Annotated in this window: 24 protein-coding genes; 13 read left to right on the top strand and 11 right to left on the bottom strand. The window is 71.1% G+C overall.

The features are described from left to right. Window positions 1–40 precede the first annotated feature (40 nt). Entirely contained in the window at window positions 41–2,218 is a 2,178-nt protein-coding gene (locus SA2016_RS05170; protein WP_066496127.1) for a transglycosylase domain-containing protein, read from the top strand. Window positions 2,219–2,300: 82 nt separating this feature from the next. Here SA2016_RS05170 and SA2016_RS05165 read toward each other — a convergent pair whose 3' ends face one another. Both SA2016_RS05165 and SA2016_RS05160 read right to left on the bottom strand, forming a co-directional pair. After that, window positions 2,301–3,056, bottom strand: a complete 756-nt coding sequence (locus tag SA2016_RS05165) for a dienelactone hydrolase family protein (RefSeq protein ID WP_066496125.1) — start codon at window positions 3,054–3,056, stop codon at window positions 2,301–2,303. Between the two features lie 34 nt (window positions 3,057–3,090). After that, complete coding sequence (locus tag SA2016_RS05160; protein WP_244932827.1) at window positions 3,091–4,821, bottom strand: DHA2 family efflux MFS transporter permease subunit; 1,731 nt, start codon at window positions 4,819–4,821, stop codon at window positions 3,091–3,093. A gap of 87 nt (window positions 4,822–4,908) precedes the next feature. On the opposite strand from SA2016_RS05160, the gene SA2016_RS05155 reads away from it, so the two are divergent. Beyond that, a complete protein-coding gene (locus SA2016_RS05155) occupies window positions 4,909–5,658 on the top strand; it encodes an MBL fold metallo-hydrolase (RefSeq protein WP_066502023.1) in 750 nt (249 codons plus the stop codon). A gap of 39 nt (window positions 5,659–5,697) precedes the next feature. On the opposite strand, the gene SA2016_RS05150 is transcribed toward SA2016_RS05155, so the two are convergent. Then, window positions 5,698–5,916: a hypothetical protein gene (locus SA2016_RS05150; RefSeq protein WP_066496121.1), complete on the bottom strand. Its 219-nt coding sequence runs from the start codon at window positions 5,914–5,916 to the stop codon at window positions 5,698–5,700. Between the two features lie 291 nt (window positions 5,917–6,207). Here SA2016_RS05150 and SA2016_RS05145 point away from each other — a divergent pair, with 291 nt between their 5' ends. Next, a complete protein-coding gene (locus tag SA2016_RS05145; RefSeq protein WP_141305702.1) occupies window positions 6,208–6,528 on the top strand; it encodes a hypothetical protein in 321 nt (106 codons plus the stop codon). 53 nt (window positions 6,529–6,581) lie between these two features. Here the strand turns inward: SA2016_RS05145 and SA2016_RS05140 are convergent, their stop codons facing one another. The 3 genes from SA2016_RS05140 to SA2016_RS05130 form a co-directional block, all read right to left on the bottom strand. Continuing rightward, the gene (locus SA2016_RS05140; protein WP_066496118.1) at window positions 6,582–8,288 is read right to left on the bottom strand and encodes a hypothetical protein; all 1,707 of its coding nucleotides are present in this window, start codon (window positions 8,286–8,288) and stop codon (window positions 6,582–6,584) included. A gap of 118 nt (window positions 8,289–8,406) precedes the next feature. Next, complete coding sequence (locus SA2016_RS05135) at window positions 8,407–8,826, bottom strand: ATP-binding protein (RefSeq protein ID WP_169803053.1); 420 nt, start codon at window positions 8,824–8,826, stop codon at window positions 8,407–8,409. Window positions 8,827–8,929: 103 nt separating this feature from the next. Continuing rightward, window positions 8,930–9,592 (bottom strand): NADPH-dependent F420 reductase, encoded by a 663-nt coding sequence (locus tag SA2016_RS05130; RefSeq protein ID WP_371326651.1) that lies wholly within the window; start codon window positions 9,590–9,592, stop codon window positions 8,930–8,932. 162 nt (window positions 9,593–9,754) lie between these two features. On the opposite strand from SA2016_RS05130, the gene SA2016_RS05125 reads away from it, so the two are divergent. Next, window positions 9,755–10,564 carry a formate/nitrite transporter family protein gene (locus SA2016_RS05125; protein ID WP_066496110.1) on the top strand — a complete coding sequence of 270 codons (810 nt, stop codon included), beginning with the start codon at window positions 9,755–9,757 and terminating at the stop codon, window positions 10,562–10,564. A 106-nt stretch (window positions 10,565–10,670) separates the two neighbouring features. Further along, a complete protein-coding gene (locus SA2016_RS05120) occupies window positions 10,671–11,012 on the top strand; it encodes a hypothetical protein (RefSeq protein WP_141305703.1) in 342 nt (113 codons plus the stop codon). Window positions 11,013–11,100: 88 nt separating this feature from the next. On the opposite strand, the gene SA2016_RS05115 is transcribed toward SA2016_RS05120, so the two are convergent. Both SA2016_RS05115 and SA2016_RS05110 read right to left on the bottom strand, forming a co-directional pair. Continuing rightward, window positions 11,101–13,647, bottom strand: a complete 2,547-nt coding sequence (locus tag SA2016_RS05115) for a M43 family zinc metalloprotease (RefSeq protein ID WP_066496108.1) — start codon at window positions 13,645–13,647, stop codon at window positions 11,101–11,103. Window positions 13,648–13,811: 164 nt separating this feature from the next. After that, window positions 13,812–14,279, bottom strand: coding sequence for a hypothetical protein (locus SA2016_RS05110; RefSeq protein WP_229710758.1), 468 nt, complete (start codon window positions 14,277–14,279; stop codon window positions 13,812–13,814). A gap of 364 nt (window positions 14,280–14,643) precedes the next feature. Here SA2016_RS05110 and SA2016_RS05105 point away from each other — a divergent pair, with 364 nt between their 5' ends. Beyond that, window positions 14,644–16,740, top strand: a complete 2,097-nt coding sequence (locus SA2016_RS05105; RefSeq protein WP_066496101.1) for a phosphocholine-specific phospholipase C — start codon at window positions 14,644–14,646, stop codon at window positions 16,738–16,740. Between the two features lie 92 nt (window positions 16,741–16,832). Next, the gene (locus SA2016_RS05100) at window positions 16,833–18,023 is read left to right on the top strand and encodes an alkaline phosphatase family protein (RefSeq protein WP_066496100.1); all 1,191 of its coding nucleotides are present in this window, start codon (window positions 16,833–16,835) and stop codon (window positions 18,021–18,023) included. Window positions 18,024–18,104: 81 nt separating this feature from the next. Here SA2016_RS05100 and SA2016_RS05095 read toward each other — a convergent pair whose 3' ends face one another. After that, on the bottom strand, window positions 18,105–18,389 hold the full coding sequence (locus tag SA2016_RS05095) for a Helicase associated domain protein (RefSeq protein ID WP_066496098.1): 285 nt from the start codon (window positions 18,387–18,389) through the stop codon (window positions 18,105–18,107). Window positions 18,390–18,675: 286 nt separating this feature from the next. Here SA2016_RS05095 and SA2016_RS05090 point away from each other — a divergent pair, with 286 nt between their 5' ends. Then, a complete protein-coding gene (locus SA2016_RS05090) occupies window positions 18,676–18,951 on the top strand; it encodes a hypothetical protein (RefSeq protein WP_141305704.1) in 276 nt (91 codons plus the stop codon). Between the two features lie 22 nt (window positions 18,952–18,973). Here SA2016_RS05090 and SA2016_RS05085 read toward each other — a convergent pair whose 3' ends face one another. Further along, window positions 18,974–19,792, bottom strand: a complete 819-nt coding sequence (locus tag SA2016_RS05085; protein ID WP_066496095.1) for an alpha/beta fold hydrolase — start codon at window positions 19,790–19,792, stop codon at window positions 18,974–18,976. Window positions 19,793–19,839: 47 nt separating this feature from the next. Beyond that, a complete protein-coding gene (locus tag SA2016_RS05080; protein ID WP_066496093.1) occupies window positions 19,840–20,193 on the bottom strand; it encodes a hypothetical protein in 354 nt (117 codons plus the stop codon). A 183-nt stretch (window positions 20,194–20,376) separates the two neighbouring features. Here SA2016_RS05080 and SA2016_RS05075 point away from each other — a divergent pair, with 183 nt between their 5' ends. The 5 genes from SA2016_RS05075 to SA2016_RS05055 all read left to right on the top strand — a co-directional run bounded on the left by SA2016_RS05075 (window position 20,377) and on the right by SA2016_RS05055 (window position 24,715). Continuing rightward, entirely contained in the window at window positions 20,377–20,676 is a 300-nt protein-coding gene (locus SA2016_RS05075; protein WP_066496092.1) for a DUF4193 family protein, read from the top strand. A 64-nt stretch (window positions 20,677–20,740) separates the two neighbouring features. Further along, window positions 20,741–21,478, top strand: coding sequence for a hypothetical protein (locus tag SA2016_RS05070; RefSeq protein ID WP_141305705.1), 738 nt, complete (start codon window positions 20,741–20,743; stop codon window positions 21,476–21,478). Window positions 21,479–21,786: 308 nt separating this feature from the next. Then, window positions 21,787–22,245, top strand: a complete 459-nt coding sequence (locus SA2016_RS05065; RefSeq protein ID WP_157089116.1) for a hypothetical protein — start codon at window positions 21,787–21,789, stop codon at window positions 22,243–22,245. A 188-nt stretch (window positions 22,246–22,433) separates the two neighbouring features. Then, window positions 22,434–24,095, top strand: a complete 1,662-nt coding sequence (locus SA2016_RS05060; RefSeq protein ID WP_229710757.1) for a phosphodiester glycosidase family protein — start codon at window positions 22,434–22,436, stop codon at window positions 24,093–24,095. Between the two features lie 128 nt (window positions 24,096–24,223). Next, window positions 24,224–24,715, top strand: a complete 492-nt coding sequence (locus SA2016_RS05055) for a hypothetical protein (RefSeq protein WP_066496084.1) — start codon at window positions 24,224–24,226, stop codon at window positions 24,713–24,715.

Genomic DNA, 24,715 nt, shown 5'->3' with positions numbered 1-24,715 from the left:
CTGCTCGTCCGGGCCTGCCCGACCCCCTAAGCTGCTGAGCATGGCCCGAGTCCTCAGAGCAGCCGCAGTCCTCGGGCGGCTTGTCGCCTTCGTCGTGGTGAGCGTGCTGTGCGGGGCGCTCGCCGCGGGCCTCTTCATGCCCGTCGCCGCGGCGGCCTGGGGCGCCACCAACGGCACCGTCCAGTTCTTCGACAGCCTTCCCTCGGAGCTCACCGTCACGCCCCCGGCGCGGGTGACCAGCATCGTCGCTGCCGACGGCTCGCCGATCGCATCGCTCTTCAGCGAGAACCGCACGCCGGTGGGGCTGAACGCGATCTCGCCCGACGTCAAGAACGCGGTCGTGGCCATCGAGGACTACCGTTTCTACGAGCACGGCGGCGTGGACACGACCGGCATCCTCCGGGCCGTCATCGCGAACCTGCGCGGCGACCGGCAGGGCGCCTCGACCCTGACCCAGCAGTACGTGGCGAACGTCCTCAAGGAGAACCTGATCGCCCAGGGCCAGGACCCCACCGTGGTCCTCAACGGCCAGAAGGACCTCGGGGACAAGCTGCGGGAGATGAAGCTCGCGATCGCCCTGGAGACGAAGTACTCCAAGGACGAGATCCTGGCCGGCTACCTCAATCTCGTCTTCTTCAACCCGAACGCCTATGGCATCCAGGCCGCGAGCAGGTACTTCTTCTCCGTGGACGCCAAGGACCTCACGCTCCCCCAGGCGGCGCTCCTCGCCGGAGTCGTCAACGGGCCCTCGGTCTACGATCCGACCGCACACCCCGAGGCCTCGGTCCAGCGCCGCAACCTCGTGCTCGACGCCATGCTCAAGCACGGCTACGTGACGCAGAAGCAGCACGACGACGCCGCCAAGAGCCCGCTGAAGCTGAAGGTCAGCCCGCCCCATCAGGGCTGCGCCTATGCCGCCCAGGCCCAGTACTTCTGCGACTACGTCCTCCACCAGGTCCTCAACGACCCGACGTACGGGAAGACCCCCGACGACCGCTACGCGGCGGTCATGCGCGACGGCCTGACCATTTCCACGACACTCGATCCCCGCCTCCAGGGGCCGGCGCAGGCCCAGGTCGACGCGACCGCAGGCGCCAACCCGGACAAGTGGGGCACGGCTCTCGTGACAGTCCAGCCCGGCACGGGCAAGATCCTCGCGATGGCCCAGAACACCCGGATGCTCCCCGGCCAGGGCCTCGGCTTCGTCACGAGCTACAACTTCAACGTGGACCGGACGGACGCGCACGGCAACGACATCGGCGGAGCGGGCGGCTTCCAGCCCGGTTCGTCAGCGAAGCCGCTGACGCTGACCGCGTGGCTGAACGAGGGCAAGACGACCGATGAGAAGGTCAACGCCGCCCAGCGCCGCTACCCCCTGAACCATCCGTGGCACGACACGTGCGCCAAGGTCACCGGAGCCTACGACGACACGACCGCACGCCCACCCTGGAACACCGCCCCGGACCTGCAGAACGACGAGCCCAACTGGTACCGCCCCATGTCGGTGCGCGAGGGCATCTACCAGTCGATCAACACGGCCACCTTCGCCTCCGCTGCCGGGCTGAGCGACTTCTGCGACATCCAGCGCGCCACCGACGCGCTCGGCATGCATGACGGCGAGGGCGGCGGCAAGAAGCTGGACATGTCCACCCTGGGCAACCTCCTGGGCGGCATGAACGTGTCCCCGCTGACCATGGCCTCCGCCTACGCGACCTTCGCCGCCGACGGCACGTACTGCACGCCGCGGTCGATCACCTCGGTCAAGGACGCCCAGGGCACCAAGATCGGCGGCCAGTCGAAGGACTGTCGCGAGGGCGCCGTCAAGCCGGATGTGGCCAAGGCCGTCACGAACGTGCTCCAGGACGTGCTGACCAAGGGCTCCGGCTACAACATCAAGGACAACGCCGGCAAGACCATCACGCTCGGGGTGCCGGACGCGGCCAAGACCGGGACCAACCAGTACAACAGCGAGACCTGGCTCGTCGGCTACACCCGCGGGCTCTCGACCGCCTCGTACTTCGGCGAGGCGCTCCACAATCCGGAGGACCACCTCGGCCGCAACGTCTACGTCAACGGCCGGTTCTGGCCCGCCATCGACGGCGCCTACATCGCCGGCCCCCAGTGGGCGTACTACATGCAGAAGGCGGTCGGCCTGTACAACCACGGCGCCTTCGACGCGCCGCCGCCGAGCCTGATCAGCCCTGACAAGAAGAAGTAGCGCTGCCGGGACCGCCGTCCGGGGCAGGCGGACGACGGCGGCCCCCACCCGCGTCGTCCGCCCTCCTCGCGCTGGGGGCGCCTCAGGCGGTGAGGGTCGCCTCGAAGAGGTCTCGGAGCTCGCGGAAGTGGCGCTCGGTGGCCTCCTCGTTGTAGGCCGAGGTGTCCGCCATCGAGTAGCCGTGGGAGGCGCCGGGGTAGATGACGTTGGAGGCCTCGAGGCCGGCCGCGGCGAGCGCGTCGCCGAGGCGCTCCACGGCCTCCGGGCCCATGCTCCGGTCGTGGTCGGCGTGGCCGAAGACGAACCGGGCCCGGGCGCCGGGCAGCCCCAGGTGCGGGCTGTCGGCGTCGTCCGTGGCGAGGCCGCCGCCGTGGAAGCCGCCGCACGCCGCGACCTCGGGGTGGGCGTTCGCGGTCCGGACGGCGAGGCGCGCCCCCATGCAGTAGCCGGTCACGCCGACGGGACCCGCGGCCACCCCCTCGAGACCGCGGAGCGCCGCGACCCAGGCGTCGATGTCCGGCAGCGCCTTCTCGGCGGTCAGCCGGCCGACCCGCGGGAACGCCGCCTTGCCGGCCTCCTCGCGCCCCTCGGCCGACGTCATGTCGAGGCTCGGAGCGAGCTGGGCCACGCTGCCCTCGCGGTAGAACACGTTCGGGGCGAGCACCACGTAGCCCCAGTCCGCGATGCGCTGCGCCATCTCCTCGATGCGGGGCCGGATGCCGAAGGCATCCATGTAGAGGATGACGCCCGGGAAGGGGCCCTCGCCGGTGCTGGGCCGGGCGACGACGGCCTCGGCGGTGCCGTCAGGGGCTGAGATCTCGATGAGCTGGGTAGACATGGGCACAGGATAGCGGCGGCCGCTGGGCGCGGGTTCAGGCCCGCTGGGCCTCGCGGTCCGCGGCCCCGTGGGAGGCGCGCCGGCGCTCGCGCCCCGGGCCGAGGGAGAGGGTCGCGAGGAGCCCCACGGCGAGGAAGCTCGCGGCCGAGAAGGCCGCGTACCGGGTGCCCTCGGAGAACGCCGCCTTCGCGTCCGCGGCCACCGGCGCGGTGGCCGGCGAGCCGGCGAGCCCGGCGATGGCGGCGCCCGAACTGTCCACGACCGCGGAGACGATGGAGTCCCGCTGCGCGGCCGGCACACCGCGGCCGTCCAGGGAGCCGCCCAAGAGGCCCGAGGCCGAGGAGAACAGGACCGTGCCGAGCACGGCGATGCCCAGCGCCGAGCCGATCTGGCGCGCGGTGCTCTGGGTGCCGGAGGCCTGTCCGCTCAGGGCGACGGGGACGTCCTTGAGGACCACTCCGGTCAGCTGCGCCGTCGCCAGGCCCACCCCGAAGCCGTAGACGAACAGGAACGGCACCAACAGCCCCCACGGGGTGTCGGGCCCGATCACCGCTCCGAGCCCGGCCACACCCACGATCTCGGCCGCGAGGCCGACCCGGACGATCACGACCGGCGATGCGCGGTGGCTGAGCGCCCCAGCGAGGCCGCTCGCCGCGAACGAGCCCACGGCGAGGGCCAGCAGGATCAGGCCGGTGTCCAGGGCGCTGAAGCCGAGGACGTTCTGGAGCCAGATCGGCAGCGCGAGGATGATGCCGAACTCGCCGAGCGAGACGATGAGCGCGGCGAGGTTGCCGTTGCGGAACGAGGGGATGCGCAGGAGCTCGACCGAGAACATGCTGGTCATGCCGCGGCGCTCCCGGCGGACCGCCCAGTGCGCGCAGGCGGCGATGCCGGCGAGCGCGAGGCCGAACACGAAGGGGATGGGCGAGACCGGTCCGGGCCATTCCCAGGATCCGATCCTGGGTCGGTGGTCCACGGTCCACCACCCGTAGGTCCGGCCTTCGATGAGGGCGAAGACAAGGGAGGCCGAGGCGACGACGGAGAGGGCGGCGCCGACCGGGTCGAGGGGCCGGCGGCCGCCGTCCTTGGACTCGGTGACCGCGGCGAGCGCACCCACGACGATGACCGCGGCGATCGGGATGTTGATCCCGAAGGCCCAGCGCCACGAGAACGAGGTGGTCAGCCACCCGCCGAGCAGGGGGCCGACCGCAGACATGCCGCCGATCGTGGAGCCCCAGACGGCGAAGGCGATCCCCCGCTCGGCCCCCCTGAAGCCGGCGTTGATGAGCGAGAGGGTGGAGGGCAGGACCATCGCGCCGCCCACGCCCTGGACGAGCCGGGAGGCGATGAGGATGCCCCCGGTGGGGGCGAAGGCCGCGGCCACGGAGGACAGGGCGAAGAGGACGACCCCGAGCAGCAGCAGGCGCCGGCGCCCGATGCGGTCGCCGAGCGTGCCGAAGACGAGGAGGAGGGCCGCGAACACGAGCGTGTAGGACTCCTGGACCCACTGCACCCCGGTCGAGTCCACGGCGAGGTCCTTCACGATCGACGGGATCGCGACGTTGACGATCGTCGAGTCCACGATGATGAGCGAGACGGCGAGGCTGATGACCACGAGCCCGAGCCATCGCCGTCGTCCACCTGAGCCACCCGCCTCCGGGGCCGGGGCGGAGACGCCCGACGCTTCAGTCGCGGGGAGGGGACGGGACTGGGGTGCCATGGCTGGGCCTCCGGGGTGCGGGGCGGATTTCTTCTCGATGATCATATTTCTCGTCTATCGAGACATCAAGGGGGCGCAGGCGTTCGGCATCGGGGGGTGGCGCGCGGCGGGCGGCTGGCTACGATGGGCGCCATGGAACTGCGCCCCGGGCTCCACCGGATCGGCAATGACATCGTCGCGGCCTACCTCGTGGTCGACGACTCGGGCATCACGGCGGTCGACGCGGGCCTTCCGGGCCACTGGCGCGACCTCGAGCGGGAGCTCGCCGGCCTCGGCCGCTCCGTCGCGGACATCCGGGCCGTGCTCCTGACGCACGGCGATCCGGACCACCTCGGCTTCGCCGAACGGCTGCGCCGCGACCACGGGATTCCCGTCTACGTGCACGCGGCGGACAGCGCGAGGGCGCGCGGCCAGGGGTCCACGAGCCCCGGCTGGGGACGGATGCGCCTCGGTCCCCTCGTGCGGTTCCTCGCCTACGCGGTGGCCAAAGGCGCGCTGCGGCCCGTCCACCTCGCCGAGGTCCGCGAGGTTGCCGACGGCGACGTGCTGGACCTCCCCGGCTCGCCGCGGATCATCGCGCTGCCCGGCCACTCCCCCGGCAGCGTCGCGGTCCACGTGCCCGCTGTCGAGGCCGTGTTCGTCGGGGACGCGCTGACCACGCGCCACGTCCTCACGGGGCAGGAGGGCCCGCAGCCGGCGCCGTTCACCGACGATCCCGCGCAGGCCCTCGACTCCCTCGAGCGCCTGCGGCCCACCGGTGCGCGGTGGGTGCTCCCGGGGCACGGGGCGCCGTGGCGGGACGGCGTGGACGCGGCGGTCGACGCCGTGCTGCATGCCGCGGCCGACGGCGGCCGGTCACCACAGGGGCGCGGGCGCCGCTAGCCGGCGACCGCGCCCCTGTGACGGGTCAGCGATGGAGCGTCAGCGGCCCTTCTCCTCGAGCTTGAGGGCGATCCCGATCGTGAAGAACGTCGGAGCCCAGTGGCCCACGAAGATTCCCCAGCGGTCGGACTGGGCCCGGTCGTGGCGCGGATTCATGCGGCTCAGGAGCCACGAGACGAAGGAGAATCCGATGGACCCGAAGCCGGCCATGTAGGCGTACTCGCTCCTGATCCCCATTTCGTGCAGCTTCTCGAGCATGACAGCAACCTCCTGATAGGGCGGTAAGACGTTCCGGACGCTGTGAGTTTGCCCACTGGGTGGGCCGTTGAACCCGATCCGCCCCGTGGTGCCCCCCCCCCCCCCCGGGCGGCGAGCTCGGCACCCCCGCGATGCGATATGTTGTACATGTCCATCTGCGGGAGCTGGGGTCCTGCCGGTGGACAGCGTGTCCACGCGCAGCCGCCCGGGGTTCAGACCCGAGGGCGGCCGCCGCGGACACCGGCTGGCCGCGGCCGAGAGAATCGCGGACATCATGATCAGGGGGACACGATGGACTCGTCAGTGAGCGGCGCCTACAGCGAACGGCGCGGGAGCAGCGAGTCCGCGCGCCTCCGCGCAGCCCTGGGCCGCGAGGCCGCCCGCCGGTCCGTCCGGCACGCCGAAGGCCCATTCACGGCTGACGCCCCCCTCCTGGCCGGCACCCCAGATCTCGCGGCGGTGCGGCAGAGGGCCTGGCTGATCCCGAAGGGACCCTTCGTGGCCGTGGGCCGCCTGGCCCTGGCGCTCGCCGGCATCACCGGCCTCGTCCTGCTCGGGCTGCTGCTGGCCGCGGCCGTGGCCATGGTGCAGCTGCACTTCCAGGGGAGCTGACCCCGCCCGGGTGCTCCGCATCGCTGCGCTGCTCCCTTCTGGCGAGACCGCGGCTACGGCTGGGGCCCCTCGATCGTCACCGCGCCGCCGGACGTGATGACGATCTTCCCGTGCTCGTAGTCCTGCAGCACAGCCCCGCCGGCCCCCGCGTAGGGGTCGCTGATCGGGTACCCGAGCGGCCCGCGCTCGTAGTCCGTGCTGCCCCATGCTGCACGGAGTGCGCCTGAGCTCACATGCGCGCCGGTGGCGGGCGAGGACACGAGGAGCCCCTTCTGGAAGCTCTGGTACGCACCGCCCCGGACGAGCCCGGCCACCTTCTCCGCGGTCGGGAATCCGACGGCGGAGAAGCCTCCGCCGGCCATGGCGGCCGTGAACGCTCCGGTGACAGCATGCGCGCCGGTGGATGGCGACCAGTAGACCGCCCCGCCCTGGTAGCGCTGGTAGACCCCGCCGCTGATCCGCAGCTCATCGCTGGTCGGATAGCCGAGGGGCCCGGCCTCGGAGCCTGTGCTGGCCCAGGTGCTGCGGATCGCGCCGAGGGAGAGATGGGCACCGGTGCCCGGCGACCAGTAGAGGGCGCCTCCTTGGAAGAGCTGGTAGGCGCCGCCGTCCCTGAGGCCGCCGGCTTCGTCGCTGACGGCGTAGCCGAGGGGGCCGCGTTCGAAGCCGACGGCGGCATAGGCAGAACGGATCGCACCCCGCGTGGCATGGGCACCCGCTCCGGGCCCCCAGACGATCGCTCCGCCCTGGTACATCTGGTAGACGCCGCCGCCCGGCAGGCCGCCGGTCTCTTCCGAGGTCGGATAGCCGAGGGGGCCGTCTTCGAAGCCGTTGCGGGCCCACGCCGAGCGGATGCCGCCTTGGGAGACGTGCGCGCCGGCCTGGGGCGACCAGTTGATGGCGCCATTCTGGAAGAGCTGGTAGGCGCCGCCGTCCCGGCGGCCGACGACCTCGTTCGAGGTGGGCGCGCCGAGCCTGCCGAACGTGCCCCCGGTGCTGCCGTACTTTGCGCTGATGGCTCCGAACGGGTTGGACGAGTAGGGGGTGAAGACGTCGTCGACCGCGCCCATGATGATCCTGTCTCCCGGGCGGTCGGTCTGCAGCAGGCGGGTCACGGTGGCGAGGGAGGTGGAGACGCAGCCCGCGGAGGGAACGCGCCCCGCGTGGAAGAAGATCGCGAAGGATGCGCCCTGGACCGTCGGCATGTCCGGGAGCCGGTTGTAGTTGATGACCGCGGCCTGCTCGTAGTAGCCCTGGTTCATGAGGGAGAACAGGTTCTCGTCGGACTCGCCGCCCGTACCCTCGAAGTACTGGTTGTAGGTGGCTCCCCGCTCGCCGCCCCACCGGGAGTCGGGCTTGACGGTGTGGTAGCTCAGAGCCGTCCCGGGATTGCGGCGCCCCAGCGCCTCCGTGATGCTGAAGGAGCCGCTCGGGGACTTCCAGGTATCCTCCCACGTACCGCCCGCGGCGAAGCCCTTCTGGCCGACGTAGCCCCAGTCCTGCCACTCCTGCGCGTAGCCCGACCCGGATCGGACGCAGCCGGTGATCGCGACGACGTCGGAGCTCCGGTCGGTTGCCGTGGCGAAGGTGACACGGTTGGCCCCGTAGGCGGAGAAGCGGACCTGGCCGGCACTGAGCCGTGCGCACGGGTTGTACACCTGGGCCGAGGCCTCGGCGCCGGGAGCGAGTCCGAGCAGGGAGGAGGCAACGAGCGCCGCAGCGCCCACCAGGCTCTGCAGTGCCCTCAGGGCAGGCTTCATCAGCTCTCCAGCGGTGGGAGGGAGTCCGGGCGTGGTTCAGGCGCCGCGGGCCCCCTTCTCCACGGGAGCAGCATATGCACCGCAGGGCCGCCCGCAAGTGAGGCGTCCCAGGACGCGCTCAGATGTCGGTCCGGTCCCTGCCCAGGGTCCACACGTTGGCGTCGTCTGCACGCTCGTACCGGACGTCGGTCATCAGCTGCTTGAGCATGGCCATGCCGCGGCCGGCGTCGGGCGCCGAGCCCGTGTCGTGGCGGGCCAAGGGGGTCGGCTCGGCGCCGACCTCCCGCACCTCCGCCTCGAGCCTGCGGTAGGAGGGACGGAGCTCGACCTCCAGGACCATCGACCGGCCCGGCGCGGGGAGAGCATGGCGGATCGAGTTGGAGACGGCCTCGATGACGGCGATCTCGAAGGCAGTCCTGTCCGCGAGCCCGGCCCAGGGGTCGTCGTGCCAGAGTCGCTCCAGCAGGCCCTCCACCCTCGTGAGGAACGCCTCGCTCTGCTTTCCGCTTGCTCTGAGCACCACTGCCGCGCCGGACACGAGAAACATCCCTTCGATGGAGTTATGGGTTCCGGCGACCATTACCCCGAGCCGGGCCCTTCAATCCGAGGGGTCAGGACGTCCCTGCGAGCGCCCCGCCGCCCTACCTGTCACGGTACCGCTTGGCGGCGGCGAGGGCCTGTGTGAGCCCCGCCGCGTCGAGGCGGGGGCCGTACCCGGGGGTGTCCCGCTGGATGCGCCAGCCCTCGGCGAGCGGTCCGGCGTCGACGACGTCGAAGCCGAACTCGTCGATCAGCCCGCTCACCTGGGTCTTGGCGTGCTCGTCGTCGCCGGCGATCACCAGGGCGCGGCGGCCCGGCGAGCCCGCCGGGAGCGGGTCGGAGGTGAGGTCGCTGGCGTAGATGTGGTTGAACGCCTTCACGACGTGCGAGGACGGCAGGTGTGCCTGGAGCAGCTCGGCGGTCGTCGTCTCCTCGGCGTCGAGCGCCGGGATCGACCCGTCCCGCTGGGGGTAGTAGTTGTTGGTGTCGATGACGGTCTTCCCGGCGAGCTCTCCGACCGGAACCTGGTCGATGTTCCTGAGCGGGATGGTGACGACGGCGATGTCGGCGGCCGCCGCAGCCTCGCGGGCGGTCGCCGCACGCGCGTGCGCGCCGAGCTCGGCGACGAGCTCCGAGAGCGTCTCGGGGCCGCGCGAGTTGCTCACCACCACGTCGTAGCCGGAGCGCACGGCGAGGCGTGCGAGCTGTGAGCCGATGTGTCCACTGCCGATGAATCCGATCGTTGTCATGTGGGATGCAACCACGGGAACCGCCCGGTATTCCCGGGTGGCTCCTTCAGGGCCAGGGGCATGGCGGCCCGCTGGCGGCGGCGCTAAATTGGACGCCGGAGCGCCAGGAAGGCGCGCATGGGCCGCCTCGTCACAGGGACTGGCATCAAGGACCGCCCAGCGAGAGGAGGCCCGCGCATGAGTGATGAGGACCGCCGGCGAGAACTCGGCAGCAACGATGCCCCGGTCGAAGAGGAGATCGAGGAGTCCTTCGACCGCATCGTGGCCGAAGGCGCACAGCGGCTCCACCGCACATGGCGCTCGGTCCTCATCACCGGCTTCTTCGGGGGCGTCGACGTCGGGCTCGGCGTCATGGCGTACCTCGCCGTCGAGCACTCCACCGGGAGCAGGCTGTTGGCCGGCCTGGGCTTCGGCATCGGGTTCATCGCCCTCCTGCTGGCCAAGAGCGAGTTGTTCACCGAAGGCTTCCTCGTGCCCATCGCCGCGGTGGCGGCCCGGCAGGCGCGGCTCGGACAGCTCGTCAAGCTGTGGATCGGAACCCTCGCAGCGAACCTGGTGGGCGGCTGGTGCTTCATGTGGCTCGTCATGAAGGCCTTCCCCGAGTGGGGCCCCACGGTCATCGACTCCGCCCGGCGCTTCGCCGAGGCACCGCCGACCCTCCAGTCCCTCTGCCTGGCCACGCTGGGCGGGAGCACCATCACTTTGATGACGCGCATGCAGCAGGGCACCGAGTCGGTCCCGGGCAAGATCGCCGCCGCCGTCGGGGGCGGGTTCCTGCTCTCGGGCCTGCCCCTGTTCCACTCGGTGCTCGATTCACTGCTGATCTTCGGCGCACTCCATGCCGGCGCGTCCTTCGGCTACGGGCAGTGGCTGGGCTGGTTCGCCTACACCGCCGCCTTCAACGTCCTCGGCGGCCTGCTGCTGGTGACGGCGCTCCGGCTGCTGCGGAGCAAGGAGCTCATCAGCGAGCGGCGGGCGCGCGCCTGAGGGCGGCGAGGGCTGATCAGGGCACGTCACGTGCTATGCCTGATGGAGGTAGTGTGGCTTCTCGAGGCGGGGCACCGGGCCCGGCCAGCTACCTGTAGGGACCAGATTGAAGAAGACCGTCGTGCTCGTGCCCGCCTTGCTCACAGCCGCCGCGCTCGGCCTGTCCGGCTGCTCGGCCCAGCTGTCCACGAAGGATTCCTGTGCCCAGTACCAGTCGATCGAGAAGAACGTCTCGACCCTCGGAGGCACCCCCAGCTCCAGCCAGGTCAGCGGGGTGGCCAGTCAGATGGGCACGCTCGCGCAGAAGGCCTCCGATGACGTCAAGAAGGACATCGCGGCCATCGCCGAGGGGCTCGAGGGCTACGCGAACGGCGACCAGTCGGCGCTGAGCACGTCCAAGGTGAGCGGCGCCGTCAGCCACCTCCACACCGTCTGCAGCGCCGGCTGACCACTCTGCCGGCACGTGCCTGCCGCGAGGCAGCGACAGGGGCCCCGGACTCCGCTGGAGTCCGGGGCCCCTGCCGGCCACAGCCTGCCTAGGGCGTCGGCGTCGCAGTGCCGGTCGTGGCCGCGGTCGGGCTCGGAGTGGCCGTACCGGTCGGGCTCGAGGTGGCGGACACGCTGGGGTTCGGCGTGGACAGCGGGCTCGATGTCGGCGCGGCGGACGGGCTGGGTGTCGGCGCCGCGGTCGAGGTCGGGGCCGGCGAGCTCGGAGCCGGGGCCGCGGTGCCATTGGGAGTGACGGTGATCCCGGACGTGGGGCTCCAGACGATCCGGCCGCCTTGGAAGTCCTGGGCGACCCCTCCCGCGACGGCGTACTCACCGCTGGTGGGGTAGCCGAGTCGGCCGTCTTGGGCGCCCAAGGACAGCCAGGCGGACCGGATCGCGCCCTTGGACTCGAACGCCCCGGTGGTCGGGGACCAGACGATCGCCCCGCCCTGGTAGGCCTGCATCACGCCGCCGCCGGTGAGGCCGGAGACCTCGTCGCCCGTGGGGTAGCCCATGGGCCCGTTCTCGTACCCGAGCTGTGCGTACCGGGACCGGATCGCGCCGGTGGACTCGTGCGCGCCGGTGGCGGGGGACCAGACGAGGGCGCCGCCCTGGTACATCTGGTAGACACCGCCGTCCTTGAGGCCGGGAACCTCGCCGGTCGTGGGGTAGCCCAGGCCGCCGTCCTGGGCGCCGAGTGCCTGCCATTCGCCGCGGATGGCGCCCTTGGACTCGAACGCGCCGGTGGCCGAAGACCAGACGATAGCGCCGCCCTGGTAGGCCTGGCTGACGCCGCCGCCCTTGAGGCCCTGCGTCTCCCCGCTCGTGGGGTAGCCCATGACGCCGTTCTCGTACCCGAGCTGGGAGTACCGGGCCCGGATGGCGCCCTTGGACTCGAAAGCTCCGGTGGCCGGGGACCACTCGATCGCGCCGCCCTGGTACAGCTGGTACACGCCGCCGTCCTTCAGCCCCGACGTCTCGGCGCCGGTGGGGTAGCCCATGACGCCGTTCTCGTACCCGAGCTGCGAATAGCGGCCGCGGATCGCTCCGGTGGACTCGTGGGCGCCGGTCGCCGGGGACCAGACGATCGCCCCGCCCTCGTACATCTGGTAGACGCCGCCGTCCTTGAGGCCGCCCACCTCATCGGTGGTGGGGTATCCCATCTTGCCGTTCTCGAACCCGAGGGCCTGCCACACGGAGCGGATGGCCCCGTGGGAGACCATGGCGCCGTTGGCCGGGGTCCAGATGACCGCGCCGCCCTGGTACATGTGGTACCAGCCGCCGTTGCGGGAGATGCCGTAGCCACCGAATCCGGCGCCGAGGCCGAACTGGGCGGCCTTGGCGTCCATGAGGTCAGCGACGCCGGGCGGGGGCACGTTGCCGCCGGTGACCGTGACCGTCGCGGAGGCGGCCGAGACGGAGTTGACCGTGACCCGGGTGCCGCCCGCGGTGGTGAAGGTCTGGCCGGGCTGCCACGCCAAGTTGGACGCGTAGTAGCCGAGGAACGGCATCGTGCTCGGGGCGATGACCAGGGACGTTCCCTGTTCGAGGCCGCCCTTGAGGATCTCCACGCCCTGGTTCCCGTTGACGGCGGTCGGGGCGTCGTACCCGACCGGGGCCTTGTACTGGAGGTAGTACCACTCCCCCGTGAGCGGGTCCTGGAATTTCGCCGCACGGTTGGCCCCGGTCCCGGCCCACGGGGTGAGGGTAATCGACATGGGCGCCCCGGCGGTGCCGACGTTGCGGATCTCGTTCCCGGTGCCGAACCCGCCGTACTCGTACAGGACGGAGTTCAGCTGCGGGGTGCTCCACTGCGAGATGCCCATGAGGTCGAGGCGGTCGCCGTAGAAGCGGGTGGTGCAGGCCGGGTCCGTGAAGTCGGTGCCGGCGAGGGTCGAGTCGGCGGCCCCGTCCGTGCACTGCAGGGCGTTGGCATGACCTAGCCCGAGGACGTGGCCGAACTCGTGCGCGGTGACCGGGGAGGTGAAGTTGGACGGGCTCGGCAGGAGGACGAGGCCGCTGGTCTGGCCCGTTTCAGCCCCGGCTCCCAGGTTGCCGGTCGTCCCGTACACGATCACGTCGGTGCGGGGGACGGCGAGGACCAGCACATTGGACGAGCCCGGGGTCCATCCGATCTCCTGGGCGACCGTGTTCATGATGACCGTGAAGTCGTCGCTCGAGGAGGCGGTGGTCTTGAACCCCGCCATGACCTTGTCGACGTGCATGCTGATGCGTCCGGCCGACATCGTGGACCAGTAGGCACTCGCCGAGGAGACAGCGTTCTCGTAGGCATTGACGTCCAGCGCGGCGGCGTCGGCAGCTGTCTTGTCGCTGGTCTGCAGCGTGACGATGGTGACCGAGAGCTGCGCGGTCCGCTGCGGGAGGACAGCGGGGACGATAGCCGGGGCGATCGCGGGCGGCGGGGCGGCCTGTGCTGGGGCCACCCCCTGCCCGGTCATCATCGGGACCGCGGCGACGGCGAGGACGACGGCGGCCGTGGCGAGGGCGCGGGGCGCGTTGCCCTGCCGGACGGGTCGTCGGGGACGGCGCTTCTTGGCGGGCTGGGCACGGTGGTGGGGGGCGCGTCGGCGCATGAGGGGGCCTCCAAAGGCGGGATCACTGCGCTTCCGATCCTAGGGGACCTTGGACGCGTCCAACGCGGACGCCGCGCAATCCTCGGCTGTCCCTTGGGCAAACATTGGCTGGCCCTTGGAGAGGGGCGCTCGGCTGCTCCGAGCCGGGCCAGCGGCACGTGGCGTCAGTAGCCCTCGGGGAAGCTGTACGAACTCGGGACGGTGGCCGGGGCCGCGCCGTGCACGAGCAGCACCTCATCGTGGGCCTTGAGCCTGATGTCCCGGGGATTCCCGGGCTGCTTGACCCCGTTCACGTACGCCTGCCAGTCGGCCGCACTCGAGTGCGCACTGCCCGGGGCGCCGCCCGAACCGTCCAGGACGCCCCACTCAGTGAGCACCTGCCCGAGGGTATAGGTGACGCCGGCTGTGGGGGCCTCGATGTGGATGATGCCGGAGGGGTCGTGGGTGTGCAGCGCGGAGATGCCGTTGGGCTGTCCGTCCGCCCCGAAGCTGAAGCCGATGTCTGCCGGCACGGGAACGGGTCTGCCGTCCGAGACGACGTCGAGGTGCGCGTGGTAGTGCTCGGCGCTTCCCTCTTCGGAGAGGACCTGGAGTCCCGCGGCCTTGATCCCCGCTGCCCCGTTCGCGGGCACCAGTTGCCAGCCGGAGCTGGCACCGGTGGCCTGTCCCCCGCCCGAGGCGGCGACGGAAGCCGACGCCGACGCGGTGGCGGATGCGCTCGGCGCTGGCGCCGACGCTGGCGCCGAGCAGCCTGCCAGGCCCACAGCGAGCGCCGCGAGGAGGAAAGGAGATGCGGGCTTGAAGTTCACTGGCGGCGTCACTTTCGTCGGTCGGTCGAGGCCAGTCTAGGGTCCCCTCCCTTCCTGTCGCTGGCGCACCCCAGCCCCGCACCGGGTGCACGGTCGCCCAAAGTTCACGGCATCTCCATACGGCCTTCACCTTCGCGGAGGAAGCTGCCTCGCGGGGGACGCCACCTTCGTGCACTAGGAGCAGTCCATGACAAGCCTGAACCGTCGTCGTTTCCTCCAACTCTCGGCCGCCACGGCCGCAGGGACTGCGATGTCCCAGATGCTCGGTCAGAGCATCGCCCGCGCCGCGACCATCCCGGCGAACCGGGCCACCGGTTCCATCAAGGACGTCGAGCACGTCATCGTCTTCATGCAGGAGAACCGGGCGTTCGACCACTACTTCGGCACGCTCAAGGGCGTGCGCGGGTTCTCGGACCCCCACCCGGCGATCCTCCCGAGCGGGAAGGACTCGTTCCACCAGGCCAACGCCACGCGCGAGATCACCCCCTTCCACCCGAGTGCCCCCAACCTCGGCCTCCAGTTCGTGGAAGACCTCGACCACTCGTGGAAGATGACCCACGAGGCGTTCAACGCCGGGAAGTACGACAAGTGGCTCCCCGCGAAGTCCGACGCGACCATGGCCTTCTACGAGCGCGGGGACATTCCTTTCCACTTCGCCCTCGCCGACGCGTTCACGGTCTGCGACCAGTACCACTGTTCGGTCCTGGGGCCCACGGACCCGAACCGCTACTTCATGTTCGCCGGCGGCGACGATCCGTCGGGGAAGGGCAACGGCTCCGGCACGGGCGGCGGTCCCGACCTGTGGAACGCCGAGACGGGCTACACGTGGAGCACCTATCCCGAGGAGCTCGAGAAGGCGGGCGTGAGCTGGAAGGTCTACCAGGACATCGGGCAGGGCCTCGACCCGGCGCACTACGAGGGCTGGACCGGCAACCCGTACATCGGCAACTACGGCGACAACTCGCTGCTGTACTTCCTGCAGTACCAGAACGCGAAGCCCGGGACGCCGCTCTACGACAAGGCCCGCACCGGCACCGACGTCCTCGGCGCCCACGACGACCTCTTCCGCATCTTCCGGGACGACGTCGCCAAGGGCACGCTCCCCCAGGTCTCCTACATCGTCGCCCCCGAGGCGTACACCGAGCACTCGAACTGGCCGGCCGACTACGGCGCCTGGTACACCGCCAACATCCTGGACATCCTCACCTCGAACCCGGACGTGTGGAGCAAGACCGCGGTGTTCTTCATGTACGACGAGAACGACGGCTTCTACGACCACATCGTCCCGCCGCACCCCAACACCCCGCAGATTCCCGGCGCCTCAACGGTTCCCACCGACGGCGAGTGGTACGACGGCCGCATGACGTACTCCGGCAAGGCGGACGTCCCCGGCCACTTCGGACTGGGCGTGCGCGTGCCCATGATCGTGGTCTCGCCGTGGAGCATGGGCGGCTGGGTCTGCTCGGAGACGTTCGACCACACCTCGATCGTGCGCTTCCTCGAGGCCCGGTTCGGGGTGAAGTCGCCCAACATCACCCCCTGGCGGCGGGCGGTCTGCGGCGACCTCACCAGCGCCTTCGACTTCTCTGCCACGGCCGGCACGGCCCCGGCACTGCCGGACACCGCCTCGTACAAGCCGAGCGACGCGGACATCGCGGCCGCCAAGAAGTACCCCAGCTACGTCCCTGCGCCGCCGGCGGCCAACACCATGCCCAGCCAGGAGAAGGGGACGCGGCCCTCCCGCGGCCTCGGCTACGCGCTCGACGTCGAGACGACGGTCGACGGCGGGAAGCTCGCCGCGCGGTGGAAGAACTCCGGAACGCTGGGCGCCCACGTGCAGGTCCGCTCGAATCTCCTGCCGGCCGCCCCGTACTCCTACACGATCGGCGCCGGCGCGGCGCTGGACGCCGCGTGGACGCTCGGCACCGAGTATGACGTGCAGATGCACGGCCCTGCCGGCTGGTACCGCCGCCTCGCGGGCACCGCGGCCGCCGCCGATGTCCGCGTGGCCGTCGCAGCAGACGGGACCGCCGGCCATGCCCGGTTCCGGATCGAGAACGCCGGATCCGCCAAGGCCGACCTCACGCTCAAGGACGCCTACGGCGCCGGAACGCAGGCCCTCTCGCTCAACCCGGGCCAAGCCAGGACCGTGGTCCTCCCGACCTCCGGCGGCTGGTACGACCTCACGGTCACGTCCGCGCAGGACCCGTCGCTCGTCCGCGTCGTCGCCGGGCGGCTCGAGAACGCAGGCTCCCTCACGAGCGACCCGCAGCTCGGCCGGTGACCGGAGCCCGGGCTGGGGCAGACCCCAGCCCGGCAGAGACAACGAGGCACCATGCGTCCCGCCCGGGACGCACCCCGACAAAGGAGAATCCCATGCTCAACCTGCTCAGAAGCCGCGCCGCTGGCGCAGCGGCGGCGATGGCCGCCGCAGTGGCGCTCACCGGAGCCGCTGCGGCCATCCCCTCCGCGGCCTCGGCGGCCCCCGGAACTCCCGCCGCGCCGGCGGCACACGGCGCCGACGGGCCCGACCACGTCTTCGTGATCATGATGGAGAACCACGGCCGCGACCAGATCATCGGCAACACCGCCGACGCGCCGTACATCACCTCCCTCGCGCAGAAGTACAACGTCGCGACCAACTACCACGGGGTGACGCATCCGAGCCTGACGAACTACCTCGCCGCGATCTCGGGCGACTTCCAGGGAATCTGGGACGACTGCAAGGCCGGCGCCGACGTCACGTGCGCCCCGGAGGAGTTCGTGCCGGGCTCGGGGGACTCCACGGACACCGCCTCGCTCACTCCCGCGCAGATCGCAAGCGCCTCCGCCAAGCCGCACATGTTCTCCGGAAAGAACATCGTCGACCAGCTCGAGGCCAAGGGGCTCTCCTGGAAGGCCTACATGCAGTCGATGCCCTCGGCCGGATCCACCGTCGAGTACGCGCCGACGATCGGCTCGACGACAGTCAAGCTCTACGCCGAGAAGCACAACCCCTTCATGTACTTCTCCGACATCGCGGACAACCCCGCCCGCACCTCGAAGATCGTCCCGCTCGAGAACAACCTGGCCAGCGACCTCTCCTCTGGGAACGTCCCCAATTTCGTGTGGATCAGCCCCGACCAGTGCCACGACATGCACGGCACCTCCCCCTCGGGCGCGAACCTGATCGGCATCCCGTCCTGCGGCTACCCGGACTCCGGGCTCGACCACGGCGCGATCAAGCTCGGCGACGACTACCTCAAGCAGCAGGTCACGCAGATCATGGACTCCCCGACGTGGAAGACCACGAACTCGAGCATCGTGCTGGCGTGGGACGAGAATGACTACTCTGGCTACTCGGGCGGCCCTGGGAGCCCCGTGGGCGCCAACGGAACGGTGCTCGGCGGCGGCGACGCCCCGTTCATCGTGATCAACTCGGCCCAGGGGCCGCACAAGACCACGGACAAGCTCGCCGACCACTACACGCTGCTCTCGACCATCGAGCACCTCTGGCACCTCGGCTGCCTGGCGAACACCTGCTCGCCCACCACCTCGGGCACGCTCGAGGAGCTCTTCCGCCCCTGACCGTTGTCCTGCTGAAGGCGCTGGCTGCTCCCGGGAACGGAACTTCCCGGGAGCGGCCAGCAGTTTTTCGGGAGCGTCCTGCTAGCGCGCCGAGGACCAGCCCCTGCCCAGAACGCCCTGGAGGGCGTCGGCACGATGAGGGCTCAGCCTCCCGCGACGGTCGGCGGCCCGCTGCCCGTCCAGCCAGGATCCGAGCCTCGCCTCCGCGGCGTCGTGCGCGGCGGCGGCTTCCGGCGCCCGGTCGCGCTCGCGCATGAAGGCCGAGAGTTCGTTGGCCCTGGCGGCGAACTCCTGCTCGCCCTGCTGCCGCAGTGCCGGCAGCCCCGTGATGTCCCGACCGAACCGTGTGTGCAGATCCCTGTTCATGCGACCCCCAATAGCCGGATGTGAAGCGGGGCCAGCGCCGACTGGCCCCCCAGTGATCGTGAAGATAACGCCGCGGTAACGCTCCCTACAAGGGCCTTCGGGCTGCCTTCGGACCGCCCCTTCGGCCCTTGTCACACAGGCCGAGCGGTCCTGTCGAACGCGAGGCCGCGCGAGATCGGTCACCGCGGGGCACCGCCGCGATCGGCATGACAAGCCGGCCGGCGGAAACTGTCAAGTCCGCGGACCCATCGTTTCTCCGTGCTGCGATTCGGGTAATCCACCTCCCATGCCGCACCCAGAACCAGCTTCGCCGCTGCACGAGACGATGCTCGAGGTGCTCCATGAGGCCCGCCGACGCGGTATGTCGCACAGCAGGTACTCGCTGCAGGCCTGCCGGTTCCTGCTGGTGGCCCATGCGCCCGCGGGCCAGACCACCGGAACACCGTGCGAGGGCTGCCTCGAGCGATGGCCCTGCCACACGGTGCTGGGGGTCCTCGGCGGCCTGAAGCCCACCCACGCGTCACGCCCCGCCTCCCACGACCGCGAGGGCAACCCCCGCTGACCGGATGCCCCGCCGTCGGGCCTCACGCGGCGGTGAGGTGCTCCACGATCGCCTGCGCGACCTCGTGCGGCGAGTCCTCGGTCGGGATGTGCTTCCCTTCGACGACCACCAGGTCCGAGTTGGGGATCTCCGCCACATAGCGGCGGCCGTAGTCCAGCTTCTGGAAGTCGTCGTCGCGGCCCCACACGAGCCGCGTGGGCACTGCGGCCTGCTTCAGGGCAGGGACGAGCGCCACCGTGTACTGGGCGTCGGCGGACGCGGCCATCGCCGTCCACGAGCGGACCCGTGCGGGCTCATGCCAGGGGCTGAGGTAGTCGGCGATCTCGTCGTCGCGAAGGGGCCGGAGGGTGCTGCCCCGGGTCGATGCCTCGCGGGCTTCGAGCAGGTCGGCTGCGCTCGTGGACTCTCGCACCTCAGGGGCCCGGAATCGTTCGACGGCGGGCACGGGCCATGAGTCGAACATCACCGCATTCATCAGCACCATCCGCCGCACCCGCCCTGTGGTCGCAGCAAGGTGTTGGGCGATGCCTCCGCCGATGTCGTGACCAGCCACGTCGAACGACTCGAAGCCGAGGGCCTCCGCAGCATGGACCACGGTCTGGGCCAGGGCAGGGACAGTTGCCTCCTCGGGCGTCAGTTCCCCAGCGCTGGCACCGAAGCCCGGCAGGTCCAGCGCAATGCATCTCGCCGCAGTGCCCAGGGCCGGCAGCACCGGCGCCCAGACTCTGCTCCAGAACGTGCCGTGCAGGAGCAGCAGCGGTGGACTGTCCGCCTCTCCGGCGGCCAAGTAGGACAGTTCGGCGCCATCGACCTCGACCACGCTGCGGATGAGAGGGGGCATCGGAGCTTCCATGCGGTTCTGCCTGTCCTTCGGTCGTCGGGGCCCTCTCAGGCCGCGTCCTGGGTGGAGTGGGGGCCGGGCCGGGTGCAGTCGACCGCGCAGCCGAAGAAGGCCATCCCGCGCCAGTTCACGGGGAGGGGCTGCTGCGGCCTGAGGCCCATGGCTTCGAGCCACTCGGGCAGCTGGCTCGGGTAGTCCAATTCGAACAGCACGCACTCAGGGCTCTCCCCGGAGAACGCCGTCCCGATCCGGTCGGGCCGGCCGACGGCCGCCTTCCACCGCGTCCCCGGCCTGTGGCGGGTGCTTCGGACTTCGAACCAGAGCGACTCGTCGGGACCCAACTCCGCCGCGATGCCTTCAATCCGCGCCCTCTGCACCTGTGCCGCATGTCTGTCGATCATGTGCTCCCAACCCTTTTCTGTTGGGAACATGCTTTCCCGGAATCGGCGGCCGTCACACAAGCCTGCGCCCGGCCCTGACGGGCGATCTGAGTCGTGATGCTGGACACCTTGTGTGGCTGCGGGGTCCGCGGAGGTGTAACTTAGCCTCGCTCAACCCCGCTGACCGAGAGGAACACCAGGCCCGTGGCCGCCGACTACGACGAACTGCGCTCCGATGTGAAGGAATCCCAGCACGAGTCCCTCGAGGCTGTGAAGTCGGCCAACAAGCCCGACCCCCGCAGCGTTGTGCTTGAGCTCGATGGGGACGACAGCGGCGAGGACGCCGGCCTCGCAGGGGGTGAGTTCGTCAACGACGAACTCACCGTGCACGTGATTCCCCAGGGCGAGGACGAGTTCGTGTGCCAGTCCTGCTTCCTGGTACGCCATCGCTCCCAGAAGGTGGTGTTGGGCGGGATCGACTACTGCCGGGACTGCGAAGGCTGACCCGACCGTGAGTTCCGCGACACCCCGGGTTTCCTCGTCCCGCCGCCCGGGTAATTCCCTCGCCATGCCGCACCCGGAACCAGCCTCGCCGCTGCACGAGACGATGCTCGAGATGCTGCACGAGGCGCGCCGGCGCGGCATGGCGCACAGCGAGCACTCGCTCCCGGTCTGCGAACTCCTGCTGGAGATCCATGCCCCTGCCGGCGTGGTGGCCGGGGAGCCCTGCAAAGCCTGCCGCGAGCCCTGGCCCTGCAAGACCGTGCTGGACATCCTCGGCGGGCTGGAGCCGGCAGCAGGGCCTCCCGCCCCCGCTGCCAGTTCAGAGGACACGCTCACCCCCGGAGGAGTCGTCTACACGTACTTCGCCGCGCCCGCTGACGAGCTTGCGGCGAGCACCATCCGCCAGTCCGGCACTTCCGACGCCGCCGAACTCCCACTCAGCGGGTCACCCGCGGTCGAGGACGCAGGCTTCGACCCGGTCCTCCAGTGCGGGACACTGGAGGCCATCCTCATCGGGCGCGCGTACGAGGAGATCGAAGCCAGTCCCGGATGGGGCCGCCTCGTAGCCGAGCACGACGGCGGGGAACGGTACGTCGTGGCGCTCACCGATGAGCTCACCTCGGCGCTGGCCCTCTCGACCGCAGACGGCCGCCGCACAGCTGCCCGCCAGTGGGCGCAGACGGAAGCGTTCTTCGGAGAAGCGGACCCTGAGGTCCTCGCCTCCCGCCTCGACGAGCTGAGCGAGCTCGCCCGTACCGCGCGTAGGTCCGGGGCCCGGCTGTACTGCCGGGTCTGCGTCTAGACGGACTGCGCCGCCGAGGTGGTGCCCGACGGAGTCGAGTCCTGCCGCGACTGCGAAGGCTGAGCCGGAGTCGGCGCCACCCCCCTCACTTCCTGCGGCGCACCACCAGCACGATATAGAGGGCAACGGCCACCGACCCCAGGACGACGGCCACCGCCACCAGGGCGCCGGCACTGATTCCCGCGCTTCCGCCGTTGAGCACGTCAGGACCCCTTTCCGCTTGCCACTGAGCGTAGTCCGAGTCGCGCCCTCGGTTCCCCACCATGCATCCTTCCACCCTCCCCGACTTGAGGAATATGCTCGCGGCCATGGGGGCCGTCGCGGGGCGCAGGATGAGCAGGGGCTGGGGATCAGCAGTCCTGGGCGCGTCTGCCGCGCTCGTGCTGATGGGCTGCACCACGGCCGCGGATGTCAGGGCAGCGCCCGGCATCGGCCAGGGCGGCGACAGCGCGGCGCCGGCGCGGCCCCACCCGGGCGGCGCGGCGGAGCACGCGCTCTACAACCTGACCACCGACCTCTTCTTCGTCACCCTGCCGCCGGGCTCGACCAGGACCGCGCAGAAGTGCACCCCGTCGCCCAGCGATCCGCGGGGTGGCGGCGACTGCACGGTCACCTTCACCAGCGCCTTGGCGCCCCAGGCCGTCTTCGACGACTTCGCGCGGCGCGCTGGCCTCACCGGCTGGGCGCCGAGCAGAACGACCGGGACGGCAGGACCGTGTCCTGGGCGATGGCCTATCGCGACGGCAGCCGTGCGCGCGTCGTGCTGAGCCCTCTCGACCCGGAGAAGGGGTCCCCGCCGTACGCGTACAAGCTCGCGGGATCCATCTGACCGGCGCTCGGAGGGCGGCCCCCTCCGTCGGCGGTCTGAGGGGGTGGGGTGAACATCGCGCGAAGCGTGCACCAACTGTTCCCCAACCCGGGCCGGGCGCCCCGCACCGGCTCCTACCCTTGAACGGTGCTCTCCCCCAGAACCCGCAGAATTCTCGCCTCCGCCGGCATGTCGGTCGCCGTCTCCTCGGCACTGCTCAGCCCCGCAGCCCCCACCCACGCTGACGACGCGGCACCTGCCGCCACGTCCTCGGCACACCTGAACCTCGGCGCCCCCGGCCTGCCCGAGACCCGGACCCAGAAGACCCTCGCCCCCGGCGTCACCCTGACCACGATCCACCGCGGCGCCCCGGACAGCTCGCTGTTCTGGACCGCCGAAGTCGCCATCCCCTCGGACTCCCCCGACCCCGACGCCCCTGCCTCGGCCCTGTCCAGCCAGACGGCCGCCCAAGCCGTGGCCGCGAAGCTCCAGACAGCCGGGGTCGACGCCCGCGTCGAGCAGGTCACCTCCCCGCAGCTCGCCGACGCCGGCGGACAGCTCGGCTACCGGGTCCGAGCTGGCCACTTCACGGCGAAGGCCGACGGCGCGTCCCTCCTCGCGCAGATCAAGGCCGCCGGTTACGCATCCTCGCTCGTCTACACCGGGTGGGACGGCGACGCCGGGACCATCGGCCACACGCGCGGTCCATGGAACCTCGACGTCGTCACGATCGACCCGAAGCAGTACCGCGGCGAGCTCTCGGCCAGCTTCGGCACGGACCTCGAGCATCCCGAGACCACCAGCCAGCTCGCCGCCGCCCAGCACGCCGTCGCCGGAGTCAACGCCGGCTTCTTCGTCTTCGACCCCGCCGCCGGCGCGCCCGGCGACCCGGCGGGCGTCGGCGTCTACAGCGGCAGGACCCTCCGCGAACCGGTCGGCGACCGACCCGGCCTCGTCCTCAACGGCGACACCAACGCCACGAGCATCCAGCGCCTCACCTGGCACGGGACCGTGTCCGCCGCCGAGGCTGTCATCCCCCTGACCGGCATCAACCGGGCCGCTGGCCTCATCCGCAACTGCGGCGAGAAGGGCGATCAGCCCACCGGACTCCCGCAGCAGGACGTCACCTGCACCAACCCGAACGAGCTCGTGGCCTTCACGCCCGACTTCGGGGCCACGACCCCGTCCGGGGACGGCCTCGAGGTCACTGTCGACGCCCACGGCACCGTCACCGCCGTCGCCGACGCCCGCGGCACCGCTGTCCCCGCAGGGAGCCGCACCGTCCAGGCGACCGGCACCGCCATCCCCCAGCTGCGTGCCCTCGCCCATGTCGGGCAGAAGCTGCGCGTCAGCACCGACGTCGTGGGCGAGGACGGCCGTGCCCTTCCCACCACGAAGGACACGAGCGTCGTCAACGGCGGCCCCCTGCTCGTCAAGGACGGCCACGAGGACGTCACCGCACGCCAGGACGGGATGGTCCACCAGGGTGACTCCAACAGCTTCTACTACGGCTGGGTGCACAAGCGGAACCCGCGCACCTTCGCCGGCACCGATGCCCAGGGCCGCACCCTCCTGGTGACCGCCGACGGCCGCTCCACGGACTCGCTCGGGCTGAGCCTGAAGGAGGAGGCCGACGTCGCGCAGTCCCTGGGCATGGTCCAGGCGATGAACCTCGACGGCGGCGGCTCCACCACGGCGGTCGCCGCCGGCTCGGTCGTCAACGCCCCTTCGGGGACGAGCGAGCGGCCCGTGGGCGATGCGCTCCTGGTCCTGCCGGACCGCAACGATCAGGCCGGCCGACGCCCCTGACCCGTGGCATGCGTCTGGAGGAGGGACACCCCCGAGAGGTGTCCCTCCTCCGTCTCTCTCCGGGCCGGCCCGGGACCGAGGAAGCGCATGACAGGCGGGAACCCAGCTGGCGCGCATATGATGCCCGCGTGAACAGCGGATCCCCTGAGCGGTCGCCCCTCGATGACTCCTTCGGCCTGGCTGGCGCGTGGCTGGCCGCCCGCATCGAGGAGGACCCGGCCATGCTCGGCCTCGGCGACGGGATGCCCGCGTTCGAGCGGACCGTTGTGCACTCGCGGCCCGACCAGTTCGCCGTCATCCTCTTCCACCCGGCCGAGGGGATCCGGCACGTCGTGGAGGTCCAGCTCGGCTCGGCCGACGCCGACCAGATGGACCGCGCCGTCCGGCACATGGAGGAGGAGCGGGCCCGGCTGCCGCTCATCCCGCACCGCGCCGCCGTCGCGGCCGAGCGCATCCCCGAGGATGTCCTCGCCGCCGCCAGACAGGCCGGGCTCCCCCTGGACGTGGTCGAGCTGCGCATCGAACCATCCGGCGAGCTCGCAAGCGTCCGCGGCGAACTCGTCCACGTCCACCGGCCCGAGCCCGATACCACCGACGGAGCACCCGAGCCCACGCACTGA

Source organism: Sinomonas atrocyanea, assembly GCF_001577305.1.
GTDB lineage: Bacteria > Actinomycetota > Actinomycetes > Actinomycetales > Micrococcaceae > Sinomonas > Sinomonas atrocyanea.
This window is presented reverse-complemented; position numbering and strand designations above follow the sequence as displayed.

Excerpts from the sequence above, each read along its gene's own strand:
- SA2016_RS05170 (WP_066496127.1), top strand. The coding sequence starts at position 41 with ATGGCCCGAGTCCTCAGAGCAGCCGCAGTCCTCGGGCGGCTTGTCGCC.
- SA2016_RS05165 (WP_066496125.1), bottom strand. The coding sequence starts at position 3,056 with ATGTCTACCCAGCTCATCGAGATCTCAGCCCCTGACGGCACCGCCGAG.
- SA2016_RS05160 (WP_244932827.1), bottom strand. The coding sequence starts at position 4,821 with ATGATCATCGAGAAGAAATCCGCCCCGCACCCCGGAGGCCCAGCCATG.
- SA2016_RS05155 (WP_066502023.1), top strand. The coding sequence starts at position 4,909 with ATGGAACTGCGCCCCGGGCTCCACCGGATCGGCAATGACATCGTCGCG.
- SA2016_RS05150 (WP_066496121.1), bottom strand. The coding sequence starts at position 5,916 with ATGCTCGAGAAGCTGCACGAAATGGGGATCAGGAGCGAGTACGCCTAC.
- SA2016_RS05145 (WP_141305702.1), top strand. The coding sequence starts at position 6,208 with ATGGACTCGTCAGTGAGCGGCGCCTACAGCGAACGGCGCGGGAGCAGC.
- SA2016_RS05140 (WP_066496118.1), bottom strand. The coding sequence starts at position 8,288 with ATGAAGCCTGCCCTGAGGGCACTGCAGAGCCTGGTGGGCGCTGCGGCG.
- SA2016_RS05125 (WP_066496110.1), top strand. The coding sequence starts at position 9,755 with ATGAGTGATGAGGACCGCCGGCGAGAACTCGGCAGCAACGATGCCCCG.
- SA2016_RS05115 (WP_066496108.1), bottom strand. The coding sequence starts at position 13,647 with ATGCGCCGACGCGCCCCCCACCACCGTGCCCAGCCCGCCAAGAAGCGC.
- SA2016_RS05105 (WP_066496101.1), top strand. The coding sequence starts at position 14,644 with ATGACAAGCCTGAACCGTCGTCGTTTCCTCCAACTCTCGGCCGCCACG.
- SA2016_RS05100 (WP_066496100.1), top strand. The coding sequence starts at position 16,833 with ATGCTCAACCTGCTCAGAAGCCGCGCCGCTGGCGCAGCGGCGGCGATG.
- SA2016_RS05095 (WP_066496098.1), bottom strand. The coding sequence starts at position 18,389 with ATGAACAGGGATCTGCACACACGGTTCGGTCGGGACATCACGGGGCTG.
- SA2016_RS05090 (WP_141305704.1), top strand. The coding sequence starts at position 18,676 with ATGCCGCACCCAGAACCAGCTTCGCCGCTGCACGAGACGATGCTCGAG.
- SA2016_RS05085 (WP_066496095.1), bottom strand. The coding sequence starts at position 19,792 with ATGCCCCCTCTCATCCGCAGCGTGGTCGAGGTCGATGGCGCCGAACTG.
- SA2016_RS05080 (WP_066496093.1), bottom strand. The coding sequence starts at position 20,193 with ATGATCGACAGACATGCGGCACAGGTGCAGAGGGCGCGGATTGAAGGC.
- SA2016_RS05070 (WP_141305705.1), top strand. The coding sequence starts at position 20,741 with ATGCCGCACCCGGAACCAGCCTCGCCGCTGCACGAGACGATGCTCGAG.
- SA2016_RS05065 (WP_157089116.1), top strand. The coding sequence starts at position 21,787 with ATGGGGGCCGTCGCGGGGCGCAGGATGAGCAGGGGCTGGGGATCAGCA.